This window comes from Blastococcus litoris, from assembly GCF_003075095.1.
GTDB classification, from domain to species: Bacteria; Actinomycetota; Actinomycetes; order Mycobacteriales; family Geodermatophilaceae; genus Blastococcus_B; species Blastococcus_B litoris.
Genome location: NZ_QCZF01000002.1, coordinates 1 through 20,436 on the forward strand (window position 1 = coordinate 1; position 20,436 = coordinate 20,436).

22 protein-coding genes are annotated in these 20,436 nt (G+C 70.7%); 9 read left to right on the forward strand and 13 right to left on the reverse strand.

The window, feature by feature from the left end:
* The coding region (locus DCS98_RS04490; protein ID WP_164704374.1) for an integrase core domain-containing protein at positions 1-132 on the forward strand (132 nt) is incomplete at its 5' end.
* Here the strand turns inward: DCS98_RS04490 and DCS98_RS04495 are convergent.
* The 4 genes from DCS98_RS04495 to DCS98_RS04510 form a co-directional block, all read right to left on the reverse strand.
* Complete coding sequence (locus DCS98_RS04495) at positions 129-569, reverse strand: hypothetical protein (RefSeq protein WP_116450191.1); 441 nt, start codon at positions 567-569, stop codon at positions 129-131. The genes DCS98_RS04490 and DCS98_RS04495 overlap by 4 nt on opposite strands.
* A gap of 54 nt (positions 570-623) precedes the next feature.
* The gene (locus DCS98_RS04500) at positions 624-1,658 is read right to left on the reverse strand and encodes a glutathione S-transferase family protein (RefSeq protein WP_116450613.1); all 1,035 of its coding nucleotides are present in this window, start codon (positions 1,656-1,658) and stop codon (positions 624-626) included.
* 68 nt (positions 1,659-1,726) lie between these two features.
* On the reverse strand, positions 1,727-2,461 hold the full coding sequence (locus tag DCS98_RS04505) for a hemerythrin domain-containing protein (RefSeq protein WP_116450192.1): 735 nt from the start codon (positions 2,459-2,461) through the stop codon (positions 1,727-1,729).
* A 123-nt stretch (positions 2,462-2,584) separates the two neighbouring features.
* A complete protein-coding gene (locus tag DCS98_RS04510; protein ID WP_116450193.1) occupies positions 2,585-3,004 on the reverse strand; it encodes a DUF1810 domain-containing protein in 420 nt (139 codons plus the stop codon).
* A 50-nt stretch (positions 3,005-3,054) separates the two neighbouring features.
* Here DCS98_RS04510 and DCS98_RS04515 point away from each other — a divergent pair, with 50 nt between their 5' ends.
* Positions 3,055-3,639, forward strand: coding sequence for a TIGR03086 family metal-binding protein (locus tag DCS98_RS04515; RefSeq protein WP_116450194.1), 585 nt, complete (start codon positions 3,055-3,057; stop codon positions 3,637-3,639).
* On the opposite strand, the gene DCS98_RS04520 is transcribed toward DCS98_RS04515, so the two are convergent.
* Entirely contained in the window at positions 3,603-4,355 is a 753-nt protein-coding gene (locus DCS98_RS04520) for a hypothetical protein (protein WP_241037177.1), read from the reverse strand. The two genes, DCS98_RS04515 and DCS98_RS04520, sit on opposite strands and share 37 nt — an antisense overlap.
* Positions 4,356-4,448: 93 nt before the next feature.
* Between DCS98_RS04520 and DCS98_RS22850 the strand changes: the two genes are divergently transcribed.
* Positions 4,449-4,622: a hypothetical protein gene (locus DCS98_RS22850; protein WP_164704375.1), complete on the forward strand. Its 174-nt coding sequence runs from the start codon at positions 4,449-4,451 to the stop codon at positions 4,620-4,622.
* A gap of 20 nt (positions 4,623-4,642) precedes the next feature.
* Here DCS98_RS22850 and DCS98_RS04525 read toward each other — a convergent pair whose 3' ends face one another.
* Both DCS98_RS04525 and DCS98_RS04530 read right to left on the reverse strand, forming a co-directional pair.
* Positions 4,643-5,929, reverse strand: coding sequence for a PIN-like domain-containing protein (locus tag DCS98_RS04525; protein WP_164704376.1), 1,287 nt, complete (start codon positions 5,927-5,929; stop codon positions 4,643-4,645).
* A gap of 100 nt (positions 5,930-6,029) precedes the next feature.
* Positions 6,030-6,659 (reverse strand): antibiotic biosynthesis monooxygenase, encoded by a 630-nt coding sequence (locus DCS98_RS04530; RefSeq protein WP_116450197.1) that lies wholly within the window; start codon positions 6,657-6,659, stop codon positions 6,030-6,032.
* 201 nt (positions 6,660-6,860) lie between these two features.
* Here DCS98_RS04530 and DCS98_RS04535 point away from each other — a divergent pair, with 201 nt between their 5' ends.
* Together DCS98_RS04535 and DCS98_RS04540 are read left to right on the forward strand one after the other, a co-directional pair.
* Positions 6,861-8,252, forward strand: coding sequence for a DUF4407 domain-containing protein (locus DCS98_RS04535; protein ID WP_116450198.1), 1,392 nt, complete (start codon positions 6,861-6,863; stop codon positions 8,250-8,252).
* Positions 8,253-8,378: 126 nt separating this feature from the next.
* Positions 8,379-8,912: a DUF4916 domain-containing protein gene (locus DCS98_RS04540; protein WP_116450199.1), complete on the forward strand. Its 534-nt coding sequence runs from the start codon at positions 8,379-8,381 to the stop codon at positions 8,910-8,912.
* A gap of 18 nt (positions 8,913-8,930) precedes the next feature.
* On the opposite strand, the gene DCS98_RS04545 is transcribed toward DCS98_RS04540, so the two are convergent.
* The 4 genes from DCS98_RS04545 to DCS98_RS04560 form a co-directional block, all read right to left on the reverse strand.
* A complete protein-coding gene (locus DCS98_RS04545) occupies positions 8,931-9,851 on the reverse strand; it encodes a hypothetical protein (RefSeq protein ID WP_116450200.1) in 921 nt (306 codons plus the stop codon).
* Between the two features lie 298 nt (positions 9,852-10,149).
* A complete protein-coding gene (locus DCS98_RS04550) occupies positions 10,150-10,770 on the reverse strand; it encodes a hypothetical protein (RefSeq protein WP_116450201.1) in 621 nt (206 codons plus the stop codon).
* A 101-nt stretch (positions 10,771-10,871) separates the two neighbouring features.
* Complete coding sequence (locus DCS98_RS04555; protein WP_116450202.1) at positions 10,872-12,119, reverse strand: MFS transporter; 1,248 nt, start codon at positions 12,117-12,119, stop codon at positions 10,872-10,874.
* A 192-nt stretch (positions 12,120-12,311) separates the two neighbouring features.
* Positions 12,312-13,217, reverse strand: a complete 906-nt coding sequence (locus DCS98_RS04560) for a hypothetical protein (protein WP_164704377.1) — start codon at positions 13,215-13,217, stop codon at positions 12,312-12,314.
* A gap of 382 nt (positions 13,218-13,599) precedes the next feature.
* Here DCS98_RS04560 and DCS98_RS04565 point away from each other — a divergent pair, with 382 nt between their 5' ends.
* The 4 genes from DCS98_RS04565 (at position 13,600) to DCS98_RS04580 (ending at position 19,267) form a co-directional block, all read left to right on the forward strand.
* Positions 13,600-16,893 (forward strand): TM0106 family RecB-like putative nuclease, encoded by a 3,294-nt coding sequence (locus DCS98_RS04565; RefSeq protein ID WP_116450204.1) that lies wholly within the window; start codon positions 13,600-13,602, stop codon positions 16,891-16,893.
* 95 nt (positions 16,894-16,988) lie between these two features.
* The gene (locus tag DCS98_RS04570) at positions 16,989-17,735 is read left to right on the forward strand and encodes an enoyl-CoA hydratase/isomerase family protein (protein ID WP_116450205.1); all 747 of its coding nucleotides are present in this window, start codon (positions 16,989-16,991) and stop codon (positions 17,733-17,735) included.
* 36 nt (positions 17,736-17,771) lie between these two features.
* Positions 17,772-18,419: a hypothetical protein gene (locus tag DCS98_RS04575; protein ID WP_116450206.1), complete on the forward strand. Its 648-nt coding sequence runs from the start codon at positions 17,772-17,774 to the stop codon at positions 18,417-18,419.
* 86 nt (positions 18,420-18,505) lie between these two features.
* Positions 18,506-19,267 carry a hypothetical protein gene (locus DCS98_RS04580; RefSeq protein ID WP_164704378.1) on the forward strand — a complete coding sequence of 254 codons (762 nt, stop codon included), beginning with the start codon at positions 18,506-18,508 and terminating at the stop codon, positions 19,265-19,267.
* A gap of 306 nt (positions 19,268-19,573) precedes the next feature.
* On the opposite strand, the gene DCS98_RS04585 is transcribed toward DCS98_RS04580, so the two are convergent.
* Together DCS98_RS04585 and DCS98_RS04590 are read right to left on the reverse strand one after the other, a co-directional pair.
* Positions 19,574-19,972: a PD-(D/E)XK nuclease domain-containing protein gene (locus tag DCS98_RS04585; RefSeq protein ID WP_164704379.1), complete on the reverse strand. Its 399-nt coding sequence runs from the start codon at positions 19,970-19,972 to the stop codon at positions 19,574-19,576.
* Positions 19,973-20,157: 185 nt separating this feature from the next.
* Positions 20,158-20,424 (reverse strand): hypothetical protein, encoded by a 267-nt coding sequence (locus DCS98_RS04590; RefSeq protein WP_116450209.1) that lies wholly within the window; start codon positions 20,422-20,424, stop codon positions 20,158-20,160.
* Positions 20,425-20,436 lie beyond the last annotated feature (12 nt).

Sequence of the window (20,436 nt, forward strand, 5' to 3'; positions counted from 1 at the left end):
CTCACCGAACTCGCCCGCCGCCAGGCCCTACCCGGCTGGCTACACGAGTACAACCATCACCGGCCCCACACCGCGATCGGACGCCGCCCACCGATCACACGGCTGACCAACGTGTCTGGTCAGTACAGCTAGCGCGACCACAGCCACGGGGGCGCCTCGACCAGCGGCGCCACCTCGCCGCCGGCCGCGAGGTGCAGGCTCCAGGTGCCGTCGATCCGGCCGTCGTCCAGCGCTGTGGACAGGGCCGCGACCCACGCTTCGTCGTCCTCACGGAGGCCCGGGTCGCCGGGCCGGCACAGCGCCATCGCGAAGTGCCCCTCGCCGCCCAGCCGGCTCTCGAAGAGCGAGTCGTGCAGCCGGGTCAGGTCTGCGAGCATCGCCGGCTCCGGCACCAGCGGGACGTCGTCGACCGGGAGAACGATCGGCAGCATGCGGCGGTCGGGGCCGAGCCACGCCAGCCAGAGGCTGCGGGCGCGGAAGACCGGTGGTTCGAGCAGCAGCATCCAGCGGGCGGTCAGGTCGTCGGCGGAGCGGACGGGGACGTCGGCGAGCGGCGGGAGAGTCGTCATGCCGGGAACGGTGGCACTCCGGACCGACCCGCCGAGCCGTTGTCCACAGGCGGCTCAGCGGTGCGGGATGCCTCCCGGCCCGTGGTCGGCCGGGACCTCCTCGCCCTCGACCACCGGCCCGGGCGGGGTGCCCTCGCCGAACGGCCGGTCACCCAGCTGGTCGCGGTCGTGCGGGATCAGCCAGTGCGACGTGTCCGGGCCCGACGGGATGATCTGCGTCGGGTTGATGTCCTTGTGGACGACGTAGTAGTGCTCCTTGATCTGCGGGAAGTCGATCGTGTCGCCGAACCCCGGCAGCTGGAACAGGTCGCGCGCATAGGCCCACAGCGTCGGGAACTCGGTCAGCTTCTGCCGGTTGCACTTGAAGTGGCCGTGGTAGACGGCGTCGAACCGGGCGAGCGTCGTGAACAGGCGGACGTCGGCCTCCGTGACCTGCCCGCCCATGAGGAAGCGCTGGTGCTCCAGGCGCTCCTCCAGCCAGTCGAGCGCGGTGAACAACCGCTGGTAGGCCTTGTCGTAGGCGCGCTGCGAGCCGGAGAAGCCGCAGCGGTACACGCCGTTGTTGACCTCCTGGTAGACCCGCTCCATGACCTCGTCCATCTCGTCACGCAGGTGCTCGGGGTAGAGGTCGGGCGCGCCCTCGCGGTGGTAGGCGGTCCACTGCGTGGAGAAGTCGAGGGTGATCTGCGGGAAGTCGTTGGTGACGACGGCGCCGCTCGGGACGTCGACGATCGCCGGCACCGTGATGCCGCGCGAGTAGTCGGGGTCGCGGGCGAGGAAGGCCTCCTGCAGCCGCTCGTACCCGAGCACCGGGTCGCGGCCGCCGGGGTCGAGGTCGAAGGTCCAGCTGCGCTCGTCGTGCGTGGGCCCGGTCAGCCCCATCGAGATGACCGGCTCCAGGCCGAGCAGCCGCCGCACGATGATCGACCGGTTCGCCCACGGGCACGCCCGCGCGGCCACCAGCCGGTAGCGGCCGGGCTCCACGGGCCAGGCGCTCGACCCGTCGGAGGTGATCCGGTCGGAGATGTACTTGGAGTCGCGCTCGTACTCGGACTCGACGTAACCGGACCCGCTGTTGTCGTCACTCACCGTCTCAGCGTTCCCGATGCCCTCCGGGCTCACACGCCCGGGGCATTGCGATCAGGCTTCGGTCTTGCTCAGGCGGCCGGCGGGGCTCCCCGCAGGCGGACGACGGTCGCGCGGTAGTTGCGCCGGCCGACGACGCGCCAGGCGGTGCGGGTGGCCGGCGCGAGGCCGGCCATGAGGCGGGCGCGGTCGATGGCGCAGGCGTCCTCGAGGGCCAGGCCCAGCAGGATCAGCTGCTCGCGGCCCGACAGGTTCGTCGTCGCCGACCGGCTGACCGTCGTCCACTCGGCGGCGGTGAGGTAGCGGCCGAGCAGCGGGTGCAGGTCGCGCTCCTCGGCGGTCAGGTGTGCGTCCACCTGGTCGGCGAGGCGGGTGCAGGCGCGGGCGAAGGTGTTGCGCGAGGGCAGCGTCGGGGCGACCGCCCACTGGCGGGCGGCGGTGGAGAGGTCGCGGAGCATGTGGTCGAGGAGGGCCGCCCGGCTGGTCCAGTAGGCGATGGCGTCGCGGGCGGCGTCCTCCTCGCGTGCCGGCAGGCTGCGGAAGAGCGCCGGCCACAGCAGCTCGCGCTCGGTGGCCTGGTGCTGGAGCAGGACGCGGGCGAGCAGGTCGGCGTGCCCGGTGAGGTCGGCCGCGCGGGTCGCGTCCTCGGCCGGGGCCCAGGTCGCCAGCTCGGCGAGCATCCGGAACTCGCGACGCACGGCCTGGTGCAGCACCCGCTGGTAGGCGACTGCGGGGGAGTGGCGGGGCGCGTCCTCGATCGGCGTGCGCGGGCTCGGGATGGTCGGACGGGCGAGGACGGCGGTCACTGGGCACCTCGTGCTTCGGCTGGATCGGACGCGGTCGACGCTAGGAAGAGAGGTGTCCCGGGATCCAGATACAGGTGTCCCGCACTACCTGGGACGCTGCCCGTACGCGACCCGTACAGGTGGTCAGAGCCGGCTGGTCGTGGCCTCGTCCTCGGTTCCGCCGAAGTAGTGGTCGAGGACCTCGCGGAACACCGGCTCCTCGGGTGCCGCGTGGGCGAAGAGGGTCATCGACGAGCGGAGCTTCTGGGCGTCGACCGGCCCGAGGACCTGCTCGGCGTCCTCGGTGTCGAGCGCGGTGAGGGCCTTCGCGCACTCGACCAGTCGGCGGCCCAGCGTCGGGTGGTTCGCGTAGGCACGGGCCTCGTCGAGGCCGGAGATCGCGAAGCGCTGCGCCATGCCGCTGCGGCCGAGGCCGGCGATCTGCGGGAAGACGAACCACATCCAGTGGCTGCGCTTGCTGCCGGCGCGCAGCTCGGCGAGCGCCTGGTCGTAGGTGTGCGCCTGGGCGTCGACGAACCGCCGGAGGTCGAAGGGGTCGCTCATCGGGCCAGCCTGCCCGATGACTTCACGACGGCGGCAGGGTCGTACCGGACATGCAGACGACGACCCTCGACCTCGGCCCGCAGACCGCCGAGGTCGCCCGCATCGTGGCCGCTGTCCGGGCCGACCAGCTGTGCCACCCGACGCCCTGCGGCGAGCTGAACGTGGCCGCGCTGCTCGACCACCTCGTCGGCCTCACCCACGCCTTCCGCGAGGCGGCGGGGAAAGTGCCGCAGCCGCCCGGCCCGTACCCGGACGCGGCCAGGCTCGCCGAGGACTGGCGGACGCGTCTGCCGGACCAGCTCGACGCGCTCGCAGCTGCCTGGCGCGAGCCGGGTGCCTGGGAGGGGCGGGCCGTGATCGCCGGCCTGGACCTGCCCGCGGGCGCGGTCGGCGTCATCGCGCTCAACGAGGTGCTCGTGCACGGGTGGGACCTGGCTGCCGCGACGGGGCAGGAGTACCGGGCTGACCCGGCCAGCACGCAGGCGTGTCTCGAGTACGCCGTCGACTTCGCAGCGAACGCACCCGAGATGCGCGACCAGATCTACGGGCCGGTGGTGCCCGTCCCCGACGACGCGCCGGTGCTGCACCGGCTGCTCGGTCAGACCGGCCGCGACCCCGGGTGGGCCTCCGCCTGACCCAGTGCGACGGCGTGGTCCAGCCGCAGGGTGGCGGTGAGCCAGAGCAGGACGTCGTGCAGCCGGACGGCGCTCATCGCGATGTCTCGTTCAGCCAGGTCCGCCGCCAGCCGGGCGAACGCCGCGGCGTTGCCGCTGACCTCGCGGTGGACCACCGCCTCCACACCGCTGTCGCCCTCGCGCACGTGGGGGAGCAGCTGCCACCGGGTGGCGCGGACCAGGAGCGGGACCAGATCCGGACGGCGGTGGTGGAGGGCGGCGTTGACGTGCTTCGGCGACGCCGTCCTGTCGGTGGCCTCGCGCAGCCGGCGCAGGGCCGCACCCACCGTGCCCGGCTCGGCCAGCACGGAGAACTCGTCGTCCGGGAGGTTCTCCAACCGGCGCCCGGCGGCGGCCTCGGCGACGGCGTCGGCCAGCGGTCCGACGTCCGCGAGCGCTGTCTTCGTCGCCTGCCACGCCTCGCGATCGAGCCGGCCGTGCAGTCCCTCCGCGGTGAGGATGTCGGGCTCGCCGAGGGGACCGGTCGAGCGCGGACGGCGGTCGAACCGCTCGTAGCCGTATGCGGGCAGCTCGACCCAGCGGCCGGTGCGGGCGTTGGCGGCGCGGTAGTAGAGAGGCCGCCGTCCCTGCGCGTAACCGACGACGGCGGCCAGCGCGGTGCCGAGCGGCAGCGGGTCGGGGCCGGCGCTGGGCAGCACCAGCTGGGCGTCGTCCACCGGGGCCTCCCTCGTCCGGGATCCCATCGTGGCAGCTGCGGCGCTCGCGGAGGCCTTCCGCCGGGAGGCGCGCGGCCCCTAGGTTGTGCCGCCATGGACGCCGAGGCCGCAGGCGAGCGGCTGCGCGCGGCGACGCCGTCCGGGCAGTGGGGCGCCGTCCTCGCGGAGGTGAAGCGGCTCCAGCACGAGCTGCACCTCTCGCCGCTGGCCGCGCTGCAGGCCGTCCACGACAAGCTCGCCGCCGGCTGGGTGCCGCCCGCCCGCTAGGACTCCAGTCGCCGCTCGAATCACGTGCGGGTGAGGATCTCAACGACCTGCTGAGGGATTTCGAACGCATTGGCCTGCACGCCGTGGTCGTACCGCGGGCTGAGCATTTCAGGCGCGTTCAACTCGAGGGCGCCCTTCTCCTGAAGTAACCGGGACATTCGGCGCACAGGTCGCGTGAAGCCGCGCAGCATCCGCTTGGGGCTGTAGCCACCGAGGCGGTATACCTCCCGCCGATCAACACTCCCGCCGTTCGCGGCGGCGGCGCGGATCACGGCTGCCTGGACGGGGGCTTGGACAGCCAACTGCTCCAGGAGTTGGTGAACCGCCGCTTCCGTCCACGAGCCGCTGTTCTCCGCTGGAAGCTCTTCATCACCGTCATCTGATGCCTCATGACGCTCAAGCTCAGCGAGCGCCTGATCGGAGACGTCCCCACCGAGCGCGCTGTACCTGCGAATGAACTCCAGGGGCGTCATCAGCATGAGGCGCTTGCCCGTGGCGTCGAAGAACTCCTTCGTGAGTTCCGTGCGAGGGCCGATCACTGTGTCCCAAGACCGCCAGTACCAGTCTTCCTTCTCATCCGCCGTTACGAGCAGCAAGTCGAGACTGCGCTGCTTCGCCTCTGCGATCGACTGCAACCACACCAAGTAGTCGCCCGCGACGCCTTCAGGCAGGTGAGCCTTCGCGGCTGCCTTCTCCTTGTACCCGGGAGGCTCTTCAGCGGCGTGGCGGCGTTGTCCCTCCACGACTGCCGCATCGAAATCCGGCTTGGGCATTGGTCGGCCCACCTTGCCTTCTAGCAGCGTCTCGAGCTGCTGGACGATTGGATCCTCGCTCGGCGAGGGGTAGTTCTCGACGTCGTCACGGTGGTTGTCGGACACCAATTTCCGGAGGACGTCGAACTGTCGTGCGACCAAAAGGCGTGCTTGCTCGAGATCGTCTTCGTCGATGGCAATCTTCTTGGCCCAGGTATGAAGGGCGTCGAGGACGGCAGATTCCCTCGCGCTGAGCTGCTTCTCGACCTCGTCGCGTGCCTTCGATCGGTCGGCAAGGACCGACGTCCTGTTGCGCCAGAACTCCCTCATCGCCTGGTGGCTCACAAATACTCTTTCTGCGAAGGCGTCCAACGCTTCGAGGAGTGCGCTGCTGACCTCGTCGGGATACCTGTAAAGACCAAGCAAGACGTTGGCGTCGAGCGAGATGAGCGACGCCGCAAGGCCCTGCGTCAACTCCTCATCGGTCGCGACTCGTTGACCTTCAAAGCCGTGAAAGAGCCCGCCGAGTACATGTGAATGTGAGTCGTACGCCACGGCCGGGATGCTGCCAGCAAACGCCGTCCGGCAACAGGAGCACGCCGCCCGCTGTGCCCCTATCCTGGGGCAAAGCAAGTGCCGCTCGGAGCCGTCGTCGTCAGACCGTCTCGGGCACCCGGAGGTGCGCCAGCGCGACGTCGAACTCCGCGACCTCGCCGATCTGCATGCCGAGGTGGGTGGTGAACTCCTCGCGCATCGCCTGCGCCTGGCCCTTGGCGCGGTTCATCGTCTGGCGGTCCTCGTAGACGGTGGTGATCGCGCAGCGGCCGTTCTCGCGGTTGACGAAGAGGCTGATGCTGCAGAAGCCGGCGAGCTCGTGCACCCGCGGGACGATGTGGCTGCGGAAGCGCTCGACGATGCGGTCGGCCGCGCCCAGCGGGCCCTTCGTCCAGATCACGCGGGCGGCAGCGTGCTGCGGCGTCCCGAGCATGCGGTGCAGGACGCCGACCTCCCACTCGGCCACCTCGGCCTCGTCCACCGCGCCCTCGAGCGTCCGGACCATGAGGTCGCGGATGCCGCCGATCGTCTCGGCGCTGCTCTGCATGGCGTCGGCGTCGTCCCAGGAGGTGGTGACGACGCACCGGCCGGTGTGCCGGTCGACGAGCATCGACAGGCCGACGCACCCCTGCATCTGCGAGACGACGGGCAGGACGTCGTCCCGGACGTGGGCGATGCCGGTGTCGAGCGCACCGGGCAGGCCGCGGAAGGTGGTCGATCGGGCGTGCATGCGGTGCTCCCCCTCGCGCGGACGGCGCCGTTGCCGTCGTCGTCCACTGTGCTGGACAGGGGAGCCGCTGGGAACGGGTTCCGGCACGACGACGGCCGCTTCCGCGAGATGGCTCACGTCCCGGCCGGCCGGCCGGCTGCCGATAACTGCAGCTGAGGCGACGGTCATCCGCTACCCCGCCGTCTCGGGGGTGCACAGACTTTGAGGTTCCGACGAGGGCGGATCGGCAACTGGCTGGCCGTGCTGGCCGGCGCGCGGCCCGACGTGCTGGAGGCGGCGCCGGGTGCCCGCGCCAAGTTCGTGGCGCTGGGCGGCGTGCTGCTGAGCACCGGTGGGCTGGCGCTGGTGTCGATGGCCTTCGCGGTGCACATGGCCCTCGGCGCGTGGTGGCCGCTGGCGCTGGTGATCGGCCTGGGCTGGGGCCTCGTCGTCGTCAACCTGGACCGGATGCTGATGGTCGGGATGGCGCACGACTCGTCGCTGAAGCGGAACCTGGTGCTCGCCGTCCCGCGGGTGGGGCTGGCGCTGGTGCTCGGCGTGGTGATCGCGACGCCGCTGACCATGCAGATCTTCGCGAAGGAGATCGACACCGAGATCGTGACGATGCAGGCCGAGCAGGGCGACGCCTACCGCGCCTCGCTGTCCGACGACGCCCGTTTCGCGCACCTGCCGGAGCTCGAGGAGCGGATCGCGCAGTCGGAGGCGGTCGTCGCCAGCGGGGGAGTGGCCGACACCGGGCTCGCGGTGGTGCGGGCCGACGTGACGGCGAAGCAGACGGCGCTGGACGCCGAGATCGCGACCGCGCGCGAGCTGGACGCCAAGGCGCAGTGCGAGCTCGACGGCTCATGCGGCACCGGTGACGCCGGGACCGGGCAGGCCTACATCGAGGCGCGGCAGGCGGCGGATGCCCAGGCCGCGGTCGTGGTGGCGGCCCGTTCCGCGCTGGACGACGCCGTCGAGGCGGCATCCGCAGCCGAGTCTCGCAGCGCGTCGCTGGCGGCGTCGTCGCTGGAGACCGACCGGGCCGAGCTGGAGCGGCTGACCGCCGAGCAGGACCGGCTGCAGGCGCAGTTCGACGCGACCAACACCGGGAGCGGCGGGCTGCTCATGCGGCTGGAGGCTCTGGACCGCCTCGGGGACGAGAACGGCACGATGGCTGCGGCCCAGTTCATGCTCTCGCTGCTGTTCATGAGCGTGGAGATCCTCCCGGTGCTCATGAAGATGCTGCTCAACTTCAGCCCGCCGACCGCCTACGACAAGCTCGCCGCCCTGCGCGACACCGGCGACGTCGAGATCGAGGAGCTGGCGCAGGAGTCGCGCAAGACCGTCGCCATCGCCAAGGAAGAGCTGCTGGTGATGGCCGAGAAGGAGCGGGTCGACCGGCAGAAGGAGGCGATCCTCGCGCGGCGCCGTGCGGCGCTGGCCGAGGTCGCCGCCCGGACGCAGGCACCTGCGGCTCAGGTGCCGGCCGCCGTCGAGGAGCCCTCGCGGCCGATCTTCGACACCGGCCCGATCCGCGAGCTGGCCCGCAACGCCGCGATCCGGACCGTGCGGACCGTGCGCCGCCGTCCCGAGGTGCCGACCTCGGTCTGACGGCCACGCCCCTGAGCTGGGTCGACGGCGGGCGCTGATGCGCAGGTGCGCGCCTCGGAAGTGCGCATCCGCGCCCACTGTCGGCGGCTGTCCGGCCCGCGAGGGCTTCTGAGGTAGACAGTCCCCATGACCGAGCTGAACACGGCGACCGGCGGCGGCATGCTCTCCCGCGAGGAGATGGACGCCGCGCGCGAGCGGCTGCCCATCGTCTACGTAGACGTCGTCCCGGTGCGGGTCGACGACCACGGCACCGTGATCGCCGTCGGTCTGCTGCTGCGGGCCGGTGAGGACGGGCAGATCAAGCGCGCGCTGGTGTCCGGCCGGGTGCTGTACCACGAGCGGGTCCGCGCGGCGCTGCTGCGGCACATGGAGAAGGACCTCGGCCCGCTGGCGCTGCCACGGATCCCGGCCGCGCCGCAGCCGTTCACCGTCGCCGAGTACTTCCCGACGCCGGGCGTGACGCCGTTCCACGACCCGCGTCAGCACGCGGTGTCGCTGGCCTACGTCGTACCGGTCGAGGGCGACTGCGCGCCGCAGCAGGACGCGCTGGAGCTGACCTGGTTCTCGCCGCTCGAGGCGCGCGACCCCGTGGTGCTCGGCGAGCTGATGAACGGTCAGGCGACCTTGCTGATGCAGGCGCTGGCCCACCTCGGCGTCTGACGACCGTCCCGGATCAGCTCAGTCGGCGAGCGTCGGCTTCCACTGCTCGAGCGTCTCCGACGCGAAGGGGTTCCACCAGATCATCTCGTAGGCGTCGGCGGCGCTGCTCGCCTGCGCGGTATCGGGGTCGAAGCCGCCGGTGTACGACGCGATCCAGTGCTCTTCTTCCTTCTCGGGGATCGTGGTCAGGAAGTAGTCGTCGCCGTGCTCGTCGATGAACGCCTGCATCGTCGAGAAGGCTTCCGCTTCGGCGATCTCGGGGTCCGTGACGACGTCGACTAGCAGATCGGCGGTGCCGTTCTGGCGCGCGAGGTCCTCGACGATCAGCCGGATCTGGTTCTTGTAGTCGTCCGTCGAGTAGTCGAACGGGGCGGTCAGCACCCAGTACCGGGTGAGTCCGGCGTTGGTCACGTCCTCGTCGACCACGACGATCTCGTACTGCGGGCCCGCGTAGCTGTACGCCTCGGGCGCGGCCACCGCCGTCGGGGGCGCCACGAACGGCGTCTCACCCGCGGTGTCCGCGGCCGGCTGCTCGCTGGGGGCGGACTCGGTCGGGGCTGCGGCCGCCTGGGTGGATCCGCTGCCCAGCACGCCGGCCGTCACGACGGCGCCGACCAGGACGAGCACGACGAGGGCGCCCGCCGCCGCGAGGGCGAACTGCTGCGTCGTCGACGTCAGGCGGCCGAAGGCGGACCAGTGCGCGGCGACGAACGCCACGAACTGCTGCCAGGGGTTCTTGGGCTTCACCCGGCGGAAGGTCAGCTCCGTCCGCACCGTCCCCACGTCCCGGGTGTGCAGTTCCCAGCCGTCCCTCGCCCACTTCGCGATGGTCCGGGCCTCCAGGCCGCGGAGTGCGCGTGCGGTTGTGAACTCGTACTGCACGTCGTCGCCGGCGGTGGGCTGCGCGGAGCGGGAATCGATGTCGTCGGCCGTGAACACCGCGGGAGCGTAGGCACGGCATCGCACCGTTCCGGGGACTTCGGGCGAGCGCCCCTACCTGTCGATGGGGAGCGCGGTGGACTCCGGTGACCGACAGTGGCGCCTCTTCCCCGGTCGCGGGAGGGCAGTGAACCGGTGGGTCTCCTGGGAGCCGCGCAAGTGCGGAACGTGAGATTGCCGGAAGTGGGACGGGTGGTAAAGGAGGGTTGCCCGGGTTCCGCGACACCGTGACCCCTACGGTCATCGAGGCTGAGACCGCGAGCCGGCGCGGGCCGCACACCCGCGCCGACCGCCGTCCTCAGGCCATCTCGGGGACGCGCAGGTGGTGGATGGCCAGCTCCATCTCGGCCATGTCGGTGACCTCCAGGCCCAGCTGCTGGGTGAACTGCTCGCGCATGCCACGGACCGAGTCGGCGGAGGCCTCCAGGGCGGCCCGGTCGTCGTAGGTGGCGGTCAGCACCCTCATCCCGGACTGCCGGTCGCCCATCATGCTGACGCTGCAGAAGCCCGCGATGTCGTCCAGGCGGGGGATGATGCCGGTGCGGAAGGTCTCGGTCATCTCGTCCATCCGGGCGCCGTCCCCGTGGGTCCAGGTGAGACGGCAGCACGCCCCCTCGGGCGCCTGGTGCGCCCGGTGCAGGACGAGGATCTCCCACTCCTGGACGTCGAAGCCGCCGCCCATCACGTCCTTGGCACGGTCGCGCATGGGCATCACCGCGTCCCTGCTGGCGCTCATCGACTCCTCGGAGTCCCAGCTGGTGGTGACGATGCAGCGGCCGGAGCTGCGGTCGCAGAGCATGGACAGACCCATGCAGCCGGGCATGCTCTGCACCGCCGGCATGACCTCGTCGCGGATGTAGGCGATGCCGTCGTCGATCCGCTGCGGGTCGGCGTGGACGGTGGTGGATCGGGCGTACATGCCGCCCTCCTCTCGGATGGCGGGCGGCGCCCGGGCGGCGTCGCCGCGACCGCCATGCTGCTCCGCTGCCCAGCCGTGTCAACGGGCACGGGCGCGGCGGCTCAGGCGTCGACGAGCTCCCGCTCCGGCTCGGCCGGCTGCTCGGCCTTCGCCCGGTGGGCGAGCCCGGCGGCGACGACGAGCGCGGCCGCGAGGGCGGGCAGCGCCAGCGCGGTCTCCGCGCCGAACCGGTCGACGACGGCACCGGTGACGGCGGAGGCGACCGCCTGTCCGACGACGACGGCGGAGCCGAGAAGCGTCATGGTGGTCGCCGAACGGCCCGCCGGGCTGAGCGCAGCGGCGAGGCTGTAGAGCGCCACAAGCGTGGGCCCGATGCCGAGCCCGAGGACGGCGAGGGCGATCACGAGACCGGCCTCGGAGCGGGCCGTGGCGTAGCCGATCGCCGCGGCCAGCAGCAGCGAGCCGAAGACAAGCCAGCGCGCTCGTGCGGTGAACCGCTGGGGGAGGGCGGCCGAGCCGAGGGCCAGCGCCGCGGAGCCGATGCCCATGACGCCGTAGAGGAGGCCGGCGCGGTCGCCGTCGCCGGTGGCGGCGAGGAAGCCGGTGAGGCTGGTGAGGGTGGCGCCGAAGAAGATGCCGACGCCGAGGGTGCCGGCGACGACGGTCATCAGCGGCGCTCTGAGCAGCTCGCGGGCCGGGGCCTGCGCCGTGTGCTGCCCGTCGGTCCGGAGCTGGAGCCGGCCGGTCGGGTGGAGGGCGAAGGCGGTGACGAAGACGGCGGTGAGGACGGCGGCACCGGCGATGGCCACCCACGGGGCGATCGCGCTGGCCAGGATCCCGACGAGGAACGGGCCGACGATGAAGACCATCTCGTCGGCGGCGGACTCGTAGGCCATGGTGCCGGTGAGCAGCTTCTCCCGGCGGTTCGGAGCGACGTGCCGCGTGATGATCGCGACCAGCCGGGTGCGGGACAGCGGGGCGACCTGCGGGGCGCTGGCGCCGATGAGCACCGACAGAGCCAGGACGGCGAGGTCGGGGGCGCTGCTGCCGACGACGAGCACGAAGGCGCCGAGCAGCACGGCATTGAGCAGGCCGAGCGGGACCAGGACGCGGCGCTGGCCGAGCCGGTCGACGGCGGCGCCCAGCAGCGGGCCGGCGAGCGCGGTGCCGATGCCGGCGACGGCGGCGTTGAGCCCGCCGAGGGCCACGGAGTCGCGCTCGGCGACGACGAGGGTGAGCAGGCCGACGACCATCATCGCGAACGGCAGCCGCGCGATGAAGGCGATCGGGAAGTAGGCGGAGCCCGCGGAGCGGACGAGCGGGGACTCGGTGAGTCGGGGGAGCGTCATGACCTCGGTGCTTCTGCGGATCCGGCGTGCCGCCTTGATCCGCCGGCGAGGCCGACAGCAGGTAGTTACACGTTCTGAACGCCGACGAGTCTACTGCGACGGTGGGTGTCACCCCGGTCGGACGTCCGTGATGCCGTGCCCGTCGTGCAGGCGACTGCTCGGCAAGCCGCCTGACGGAGGTCGGTGTCGGCGTCAGGTGAGCTGCTCGTGCCGGAAGCTCTCGCCGTGCGGGTAGATGAGCTCGACCTCGAAGCTGTCCGCGGCGACGTGCTCGAGGAAGCCGCGCGCGGTCCCGGTGGGTGCCTTCGGGAGCAGGACCGCGATGGACTCGACGGTGGCCCGGTCGTCGAGGGCGGAGGTGTTCGCTGCGTACCGGTAGGCGGCTGCCTGAGCCCACGCGTGCGCGACGGTCACGACGTCCGCAGCGGCCTTCGCCTCCACGATGCGCCGGACCGTCGGCTCGTAGACGTCGACCCGCAGGTCGCCGATCGGGTATTCGGGGACGTAGCGGTGCGGGAGGGTGGCGACGTACGCGGCGACGAGGTCTCTTTCGAGCTGTCGGCGCGCGGGTGAGTCCTTCGGCTGGACGGCAACGGCGTCGGCACGCTGGGCGAAGCGGCCGGCTCGGTCGAAGCGTGACGGCAGATCCGTCCGCTGCCAGTAGACCCGGCTGCTCTTGAGTTCGTGACCCTTCAGCAGGGTGTGCATGGCCTCGTAGACGTCGCAGTGCCGGTAATTGCCCTCGAGCTCGTCGAAGGCCTCCCAGATGGACCGGCTGCCGCCCGGTCGGTCGTTGCGGGTGCAGGGCCACGGCAGGGACAGGATCGCGGCGGCGACCTCGGGCAGGGGTGCGGGTGGTGCGTCGCCGGGCCGGGGGCGGCGGATGCCCTCGCGGGCGTAGAAGATGGCGTCGGTGCGCTCGAGGTCGAGCACGGCGCGAGTGACCGCCACGGTGGCCTCGTCGGCGTAGCCGCCCGCCTTGAGATGGTCGATGACCTCGTTCCACTGCAGCGGATCGTCCCCCAGGTGCCGCTCGATGTAGCGGGTCGCGACGGCGGTGATGTGGTCGAGGTTCTGCGAGGCGGAGGCGGTGCTCATGACCACGGACGCTAGTGGCCTGGACCGCCGGGCCAGTCGAATGTCCGGGCCCGCGCCGGGTCTGCACGGACCGGAACGGTGGTGCCGGGCCACGCTCGAGCTACCGCGTCGCGGAAATGTGGCCGCGCTGCGGGTCGTCGCCCCCCGCCGTCGACGACTGCGAGACACCGTCCCGTCGCGGACCCCCCAGCCGGGCGCCGGTTGGCCCGGGGTCCGGTTCGAGAGGACGGGCAGCTGATTCACTGCCCGGACGGGTGATGCTGTGGCCGCTGCACCCGTGACGGCGGCTGTCGTGTCAGTGGTCTCCGTTACGCCTGGCGCCAGGCAGGGTGGTGGTCCAGAGACGTCCCCCGGGACGACGGCGATCGGGAAGGCGCGGGCGATGCAGCGACTCGACGGGCGGCTGGTGCTGAGCCCGACCGACCTGACCGCCCACCAGGAGTGCCGGCACCTGACCCGGCTCGACCTCGGCGTGGCCGCGGGGGAGTGGGCGGCACCCGACGTCGAGACGACGGAGGAGCTGCGGTTCGTCTTCGACCGCGGCATGGCGCACGAGAGGAAGTACCTGGACTCGCTGAAGGCCGAGGGCCGGACGGTCGCGGAGATCGCGACGGTCTTCGACGCGGAGGTACGACGTCGAGCCGAGGTGGAGACGGTCGAGGCGATGCGCCGCGGATTCGACGTCGTCTATCAGGGGACGTTCTTCGACGGCGCGTGGGGCGGGCAGGCCGACTTCCTGCTCCGCGTTGATCGGCCGTCCCCGGCCTTCGGCGACTGGTCGTACGAGATCGCCGACACCAAGCTGGCGCGGAAGCTGAAGGTCGCCGCGCTGCTCCAGATGGCCACCTACGCCGAGCGGCTCAGCGTGCTGCAGGGCGTGGCGCCGGAGCGGATCCACGTCGTCACCGGCGACGGCGAGTCGCGGCCGTGGCGGCTGATCGACGTCGCTGCCTACGCCCGCCGGGCACGGGCCAGGCTGGAGACCTTCGTCGACGCGCCGCCGACGACAGGTCCCTCGCCGACCGGCTACTGCGAGCAGTGCCGCTGGGCCGACCGCTGCAACGGTGAACTGCGGCAGGCCGACGACCTCGGCCTGGTCGCCGGCATGCGCGGCGACCACCGCGACCTGCTGCGGGCGGCGGGCATCCCGACGCTGGAGGCGCTGGCGACGGCGTCGCCCGAGCAGCTGAAGGCGTCGGGCATCGGTGCCGACGCGCGCACCCGGCTGCAGCAGCAGGCGGCCGAGCAGCTTCGCGAGCGGAGGACGGGGGAGTCGTCGCGGACGCTGCTCGTCCCGGTCGCCGGCCTGGGGCTCCTCCGGCTGCCGCCGCCTTCGCCGGGCGACCTCTACCTCGACTTCGAGGGCGACCCATGGTTCGAGGACGGCGCGGGCATCGAGTACCTCGCCGGGCTGGGCGACCGGTCGGGCGGGTTCACGCCGCTGTGGGCGCACGACCGGCCGGCGGAGAAGCGGATGGTCGCCGACCTCATCGACCGGATCGTCGCCGCCGCGCAGGCCGACTCGGCGATGCACGTCTACCACTACGCGCCTTACGAGGTGACGGCGCTCAAGAAGCTGACCGGCGGCTACGGCGTCCGCGAGGCGGAGCTCGACCAGCTGCTGCGCGAGGAGCGTTTCGTCGACCTCTATCCCGTCGTCCGACAGTCGATGCGGATCAGCAAGGAGTCGTACTCGATCAAGAAGGTCGAGGCGTTCTACGGCCGGTCGCACGAGGGCGAGGTGGCCAGCGGGCTCGGCAGCGTGCTCGTCTACGAGCGGTGGCTGGCCGACGGCGACGCCGCGAAGCTGGCCGCGATCGAGTCGTACAACAAGGAGGACGTCGACTCGACCCGCGAGCTGCACGACTGGCTGGAGCAGCAGCGCGCCGAGCTGGAGGCGCTGCACGGCTCGTTGCCGCGACCGGTGGTCGAGCTGAAGGCGCCGGACGCGAAGGTCACGGCGGCTCAGGCGGTCGAGCAGGAGCTGACCGACCGGCTGCACGAGGCTGGGCACGAGCTGCTGGGCGACCTGGTCGGCTGGCACCGCCGCGAGGACCGGCCGGCCTGGTGGGAGGTCTACCGCCTGCAGGACCTCGACGCCGAGGAGCTCGTGGGCGACGGGACGGCGCTGGGCGGGCTGACGTTCGAGCGGTACCTGGGGCCGGAGAAGCGGAGCCACCTGTACGAGTACTCGTTCCCGGTGCAGGACACGAAGGTGTCGGCCGGTGAGGACGCGTTCGACGTGGACACCGCCAAGCGGGCCGGCACGGTGCGGGAGCTCGACATCGCGACATGTCGACTCGTCCTCAAGACGACAGCCGCCGAGCCGCCGCGGCTGCGCGGTCTGGGGCCGGCCGGCCCGCTGACCACCACGAGCCTTCGCGAGGCGATCCAGGCGACGGGCGAGGACGTGCTGGCCGACCGCGACTGTCTGGGCCAGGCGCTGGTCGAGCGCCGCGTCCCCCCTGGAACGCCGCTGCGCGAGGGCGAGACGACGACCGACGCGATCGTGCGGCTCGGTCTGGCGCTGGACGGCGAGGTGCTGGCGATCCAGGGCTCGCCGGGGAGCGGCAAGACGACCGCGGCGGCCGAGCTGATCCGGCAGCTGCTGGACGCCGGGAAGAAGGTGGGCGTCACTGCCACCTCGCACGCGGTCATCGGCAACCTGCTGAAGGCGGTCGGCCAGCCGGCGCTGCAGAAGTGTGACGAAAGCCAGCACTGCGGTTCCGACGACGTGGCGTGGTCGTCGGACAACGAGTTCGTCGCCGACCGGCTTCTGGCTGGCGACGTGAGCCTGGTCGGTGGGACGGCATGGTTCTGGACGCGGGCGGACGTGGCCGAGGCCCTCGACGCGCTGGTGGTCGACGAGGCCGGCCAGTTCTCGCTGGCCAACGCCGTGGCGGTTGCCCGGTGTGCTCGGTCGCTCGTGCTGCTGGGGGATCCGCAGCAGCTGGCCCAGCCGAGCCAGGCGGTGCACCCGGGGGAGTCGGGAGCGTCGGCGCTGGAGCACCTGCTCGACGGTCACGCCACCATCCCGCCGGAGCGCGGAGTGTTCCTCGACCGCTCGTACCGGATGCACCCGGACATCCGCCGGTTCGTCTCCCACCTGGCGTACGAGGGCCGGCTCGAGTCGGCGGACGGTCGCGAGGGGGTGGCGGTGCTGGGGGAGGGGCCGCTGGCGGGGAGCGGGCTGCGGGTGCTGCCGGTCGACCACGTGATGACGTGCGCGGACAAGAGCCAGCAGGAGGCCGACGTCGTCGCGCGGCTCTGGGGGTCGGTGCAGGGCTCCACGTGGCGCAACTACCTCGGCGAGGAGGCGCGGATCGGGCCGGAGCAGGTGCTGGTCGTCGCGCCGTACAACGCCCAGGTAGCGCTGATCAAGGCGTCGCTGCCCGCCGGCGCCCGGGTCGGCACCGTGGACAAGTTCCAGGGCCAGGAGGCGCCGGTGGTCATCTACTCGATGACAAGCACCAGCGCCGACGACGCTCCGCGGGGCGTCGGGTTCCTCTACGACCTGAACCGGCTGAACGTGGCGGTGTCGCGGGCGCAGGCGCTGGCGTGCGTGGTGCTGAGCCCACTGCTGCTCGACGCTCCGGTGCGGACGCCGGACCAGCTGCGCAAGGTGAACGCGCTGTGCCGGCTGGTGGAGTCGGCGGCGGTGGGCTCGGAGGCCTGACCGAGTGGGCGGGGCGGTGCGGGCGCGTGGTCTGATGCCTGTCAGAGAGGTGGTGCCGGCGTCGGGGCCGGCCCGCTCGGCAGGAAGGTGGGCTCGTGGCCGGATCCGGTGAAGTGCTGCTCGAGGTGGACGGCGGCGTCGCGATCGTGACGCTGAACGCCCCGGACCGGCGCAACGCGCTGACGCCGGCGATGGCCGACGAGCTGATCGCGACGTTCGACGAGGTGGATGCCAAGCCGGAGGTCGGCGCCCTGGTGATCCGCGCGGTCGGGAAGTCGTTCTGCGCAGGCGGCGACATCGCGACCCTGACCTCGGCCGGCAAGGATCCGGCCGCGCCCGACGCCTTCGACGGCATGGGCAAGATCTACGACTCCTTCTACCGGCTCGGCCAGGTGAAGGTGCCGACGGTGGCGGCTGTGCGCGGCTCCGCGGTGGGCGCCGGCATGAACATGCTGCTGGCCGCGGACCTGCGGATCGTGGCAAAGGACGCCCGTCTGCTGGCCGGCTTCCTCAAGCGCGGGATGCACCCGGGCGGCGGCCACTTCGTGATCCTGTCCCGGCTGATCGGCCGCGAGGCGGCGGCAGCGATGGCGCTGTTCGGCGAGGAGATCAACGGCGACAAGGCCGTCGAGCTCGGGCTGGCGTGGCAGTCGCTGGACGACGCCGCGGTCGAGGACCGAGCGGTCGAGCTGGCCCAGCGGGTGGCGGCGGATCCGGAGCTGGCTCGCGTAGCCGTGGGCAACTTCCGCAAGGAGGTCGTCAACGGCGCCGTGGCTTGGGATGTGGCCATGCACTCCGAGCGCCCCGCCCAGATGTGGTCGATGCGCCGCTCGGCCCAGTAGGCGAAGCGCGCTGGGCGCTGCCCCTAGGGTGCACTCATGGCCGGCTGGGAGGACCTCGTTTTCGATGGCCTGGTCGGCGCCCTCACGGGCAGCATGATTGGTGGCGCCATTGCTGGCCTGGTCGCTTACAAGACGGTCGACTGGACGCAAAAGGGCGACCGCGCGGCGGCAGTGGCCGCTATCGCAGAGCGAGCAGCCGAGTCGCTAGTTCGCGCCACGACACTCGCGATCCGAGAGATCGCGCCCGCCCTAATCGATCACAATGCGCTGGGCGTGCGGCTGCTCGACACTTGGGCCGTGGAGATGGAGGTGCAGCGCCCATTCCTTGAGGGGACGCGGGCCTGGGCCTGGGTCGAGCGCTTCCACCGTGGCGCTGAACAGATGCTCACCCTCGCGACCGTGGCGTGGGAGTCAGAGCGAGATGCCTTCAACGCTGGCAATGTCACCTACGACCCCGTCACCGGGGAAGCCGACGTACCGATGGCCTACAGCCACAACTCGTGGAGGCGTGAAGCTCGGGTGGAGCTCGAGCTACTGGCCTGGAGGGCAATTGCGGAGCTGCAACAGCTAAGAGGAGTACCGGAGCAGACCAAGTCAAGCAGGGATCCGGAGCTGCCTGACCAACTCATCACCGACGGCGCAGTCGACGCCGTACGGCGCGAGTTTAGGCAACCCCCGGCGTAGACAGACGCGGCCCTTCTAAGCGAGCGTTGACCGCCCTTAGGCTGCCCCTCTCGAAGTCGCGGACAAGGGACGACTAGCGTCGCTGTGTGCACAGACGCAGTTGGAGCCTTATCGTCGGCGTCGCGGGCCTCACACTCGCCGGAAGTGTCATCGCGCTGCGAGCAGCTCGCGGAGATGGTGGGTGGGGCTCTAACGACCGGGCTTGGTTTGACGACGTCTTCTGGATGGAGACGGTCACCCAGCTGTTCAGCGCTGGCCTCGCTGCGTTCGTGGCGGTCACCCTCTACCTGCGAGGTCAGCGACATCAGCAAGATCTTGTTGTCGCGGAGCGACAGGAGGAGCAGCGCCAGAACGAGCAGGGGCAACGCGACCTCGTCGCCGCGGAAATCATGGACGTCCTCTTAGACCTTCGACCACACGTCATCGAGCAGATGGATCACGGCGAGCCCCGGGCCGAGTCACTGAATGCCATCAGGGACCTCTCTAACCAGCTGGATCGGGTCGGCAGTAGGCTCGTTGGAACTCCCTTCGGCGACCTTCCCCTGCATCTCGCTCGGGATATTCGCGGCTGGGTCGCGTTCGCTGGCTACCGACAGCCGGGATCACCTCTTCCAGCGCCGGACCTGGTGGAGTACACCCTCCAGCTGGAGGAGTACTTGGAAGCAGCGCCAGCCCACGTGGGCCAATGGCGCGCAGGCAACGGATTCACCATCGCGGAACCGATATGGGAAACGCAACGAAAAGAACGCGTGGCAGACTTCAAGGAAAGTCGACGGACCCGAAATAATGCACGAAAAGCAGCTGACGCCGCGAAGAGCTCTCAACACGACAAGGCAGAAGGTAAGTAAACCGAAAGTCTAGGCGCTCCGAGAGCCTCGCGGTTCGATGTACCTAGGATGGCTCCCCGCGGTGGTCCTGCCTCCGCACCCTCCCCGGCGGGGCGCCTGTGATACATAAAGGCTTCCCTGGCCGCACCCCTCTGACGACGGACGGTGCGTGTCATCGTTGTGCTACCGGATAAACGGCATAGGACTGGGCATCGACGGCCCGCAGGGAGCTCGTCTACGCCCCCATTCCGTGAGACGTAGCGATGCAGTGCGAGCGCCCAGCTCAGATGTGCTCCTTGCGCCGGAGTGCGAGCAATCAGCCATCAGCTAGCGGATCACGATAGCCAGGGTTGGAACGAGCGCCTTGGTGTCTGTGAGGTCCCGTTCCAGGGCTGCCGTGTTGGCGATGTGATTGTCCGGATCGTATATGAGGGCCAGTATCCCTCGGCAGTCTGGGTGGCGCTTGTATCGCCCCCAGTCGACCAGGAGCTCTTCGCCGATCTTTCGATCTGTTAGGCCAGGCCTTGTCATCTTCGTCTCGACTAGGACACCGCTCTCAGCGAGAAAGAAATCCACCCTCGAGCCGGCGCCAGCAAACTGAGACACGAAGTCTTCTTCTCTGACATCCTCGTAAAGCAGGCGCAGGATTGCGTGGACAGCGACCTGAAAACCCTTCTCATTAGTTAGCGCAAGGGGAGGAGCCTGCGAGCTGTTATAGCGCTGCAAGGTGCGGACGTAATCCGGGAAGCGACCCTGACCCTGGAGAGTTCGTTGAGAACTGCTTCGATGGGTGAGCTCGAGTGAAGGATGTCGGTATGGATCTGCCTCTGCCCCAAGATCGAAGGAGCAACCGCTGTGTCGAACGGGTGTTGCCAAGGAGAAATTAGAAGATTGTCCTGGCCCGCCTGGTATTACGCGCTGGGCTTGCGAGGGTTGGCGAGGTAGCCCTTGATGCGGGTGATGAAGGAGTCGCCCTCATAATAGTTGCGGAAGCGGGCGGCGTCAGAATCGGGAACATGGCGCAGGGCGCGGGCATACCATTGTTGATAGCGATCCTGAGCCCGCCTTATCTGGGCCGGGGTGGCTTTCTCCACCTGAAGGGCCTGAAGCTCGTCTGAGATCGCCTCGGACTCGCGAACCAGCTCCTCGATCTCTGCCAACTGGGCGGCGCTAGACACGACTTGGGATTC

What these genes read in the sequence shown, in the direction of transcription:
- DCS98_RS04510 (WP_116450193.1), bottom strand. Translation starts at nt 3,004, where the DNA reads ATGAGCGACCCCTTCGACCTCCGGCGGTTCGTCGACGCCCAGGCGCAC.
- DCS98_RS04515 (WP_116450194.1), top strand. Translation starts at nt 3,055, where the DNA reads ATGCAGACGACGACCCTCGACCTCGGCCCGCAGACCGCCGAGGTCGCC.
- DCS98_RS04555 (WP_116450202.1), bottom strand. Translation starts at nt 12,119, where the DNA reads ATGACGCTCCCCCGACTCACCGAGTCCCCGCTCGTCCGCTCCGCGGGC.
- DCS98_RS04575 (WP_116450206.1), top strand. Translation starts at nt 17,772, where the DNA reads ATGGCCGGCTGGGAGGACCTCGTTTTCGATGGCCTGGTCGGCGCCCTC.
- DCS98_RS22850 (WP_164704375.1), top strand. Translation starts at nt 4,449, where the DNA reads ATGGACGCCGAGGCCGCAGGCGAGCGGCTGCGCGCGGCGACGCCGTCC.
- DCS98_RS04530 (WP_116450197.1), bottom strand. Translation starts at nt 6,659, where the DNA reads ATGCACGCCCGATCGACCACCTTCCGCGGCCTGCCCGGTGCGCTCGAC.
- DCS98_RS04565 (WP_116450204.1), top strand. Translation starts at nt 13,600, where the DNA reads ATGCAGCGACTCGACGGGCGGCTGGTGCTGAGCCCGACCGACCTGACC.
- DCS98_RS04540 (WP_116450199.1), top strand. Translation starts at nt 8,379, where the DNA reads ATGACCGAGCTGAACACGGCGACCGGCGGCGGCATGCTCTCCCGCGAG.
- DCS98_RS04495 (WP_116450191.1), bottom strand. Translation starts at nt 569, where the DNA reads ATGACGACTCTCCCGCCGCTCGCCGACGTCCCCGTCCGCTCCGCCGAC.
- DCS98_RS04560 (WP_164704377.1), bottom strand. Translation starts at nt 13,217, where the DNA reads ATGAGCACCGCCTCCGCCTCGCAGAACCTCGACCACATCACCGCCGTC.
- DCS98_RS04550 (WP_116450201.1), bottom strand. Translation starts at nt 10,770, where the DNA reads ATGTACGCCCGATCCACCACCGTCCACGCCGACCCGCAGCGGATCGAC.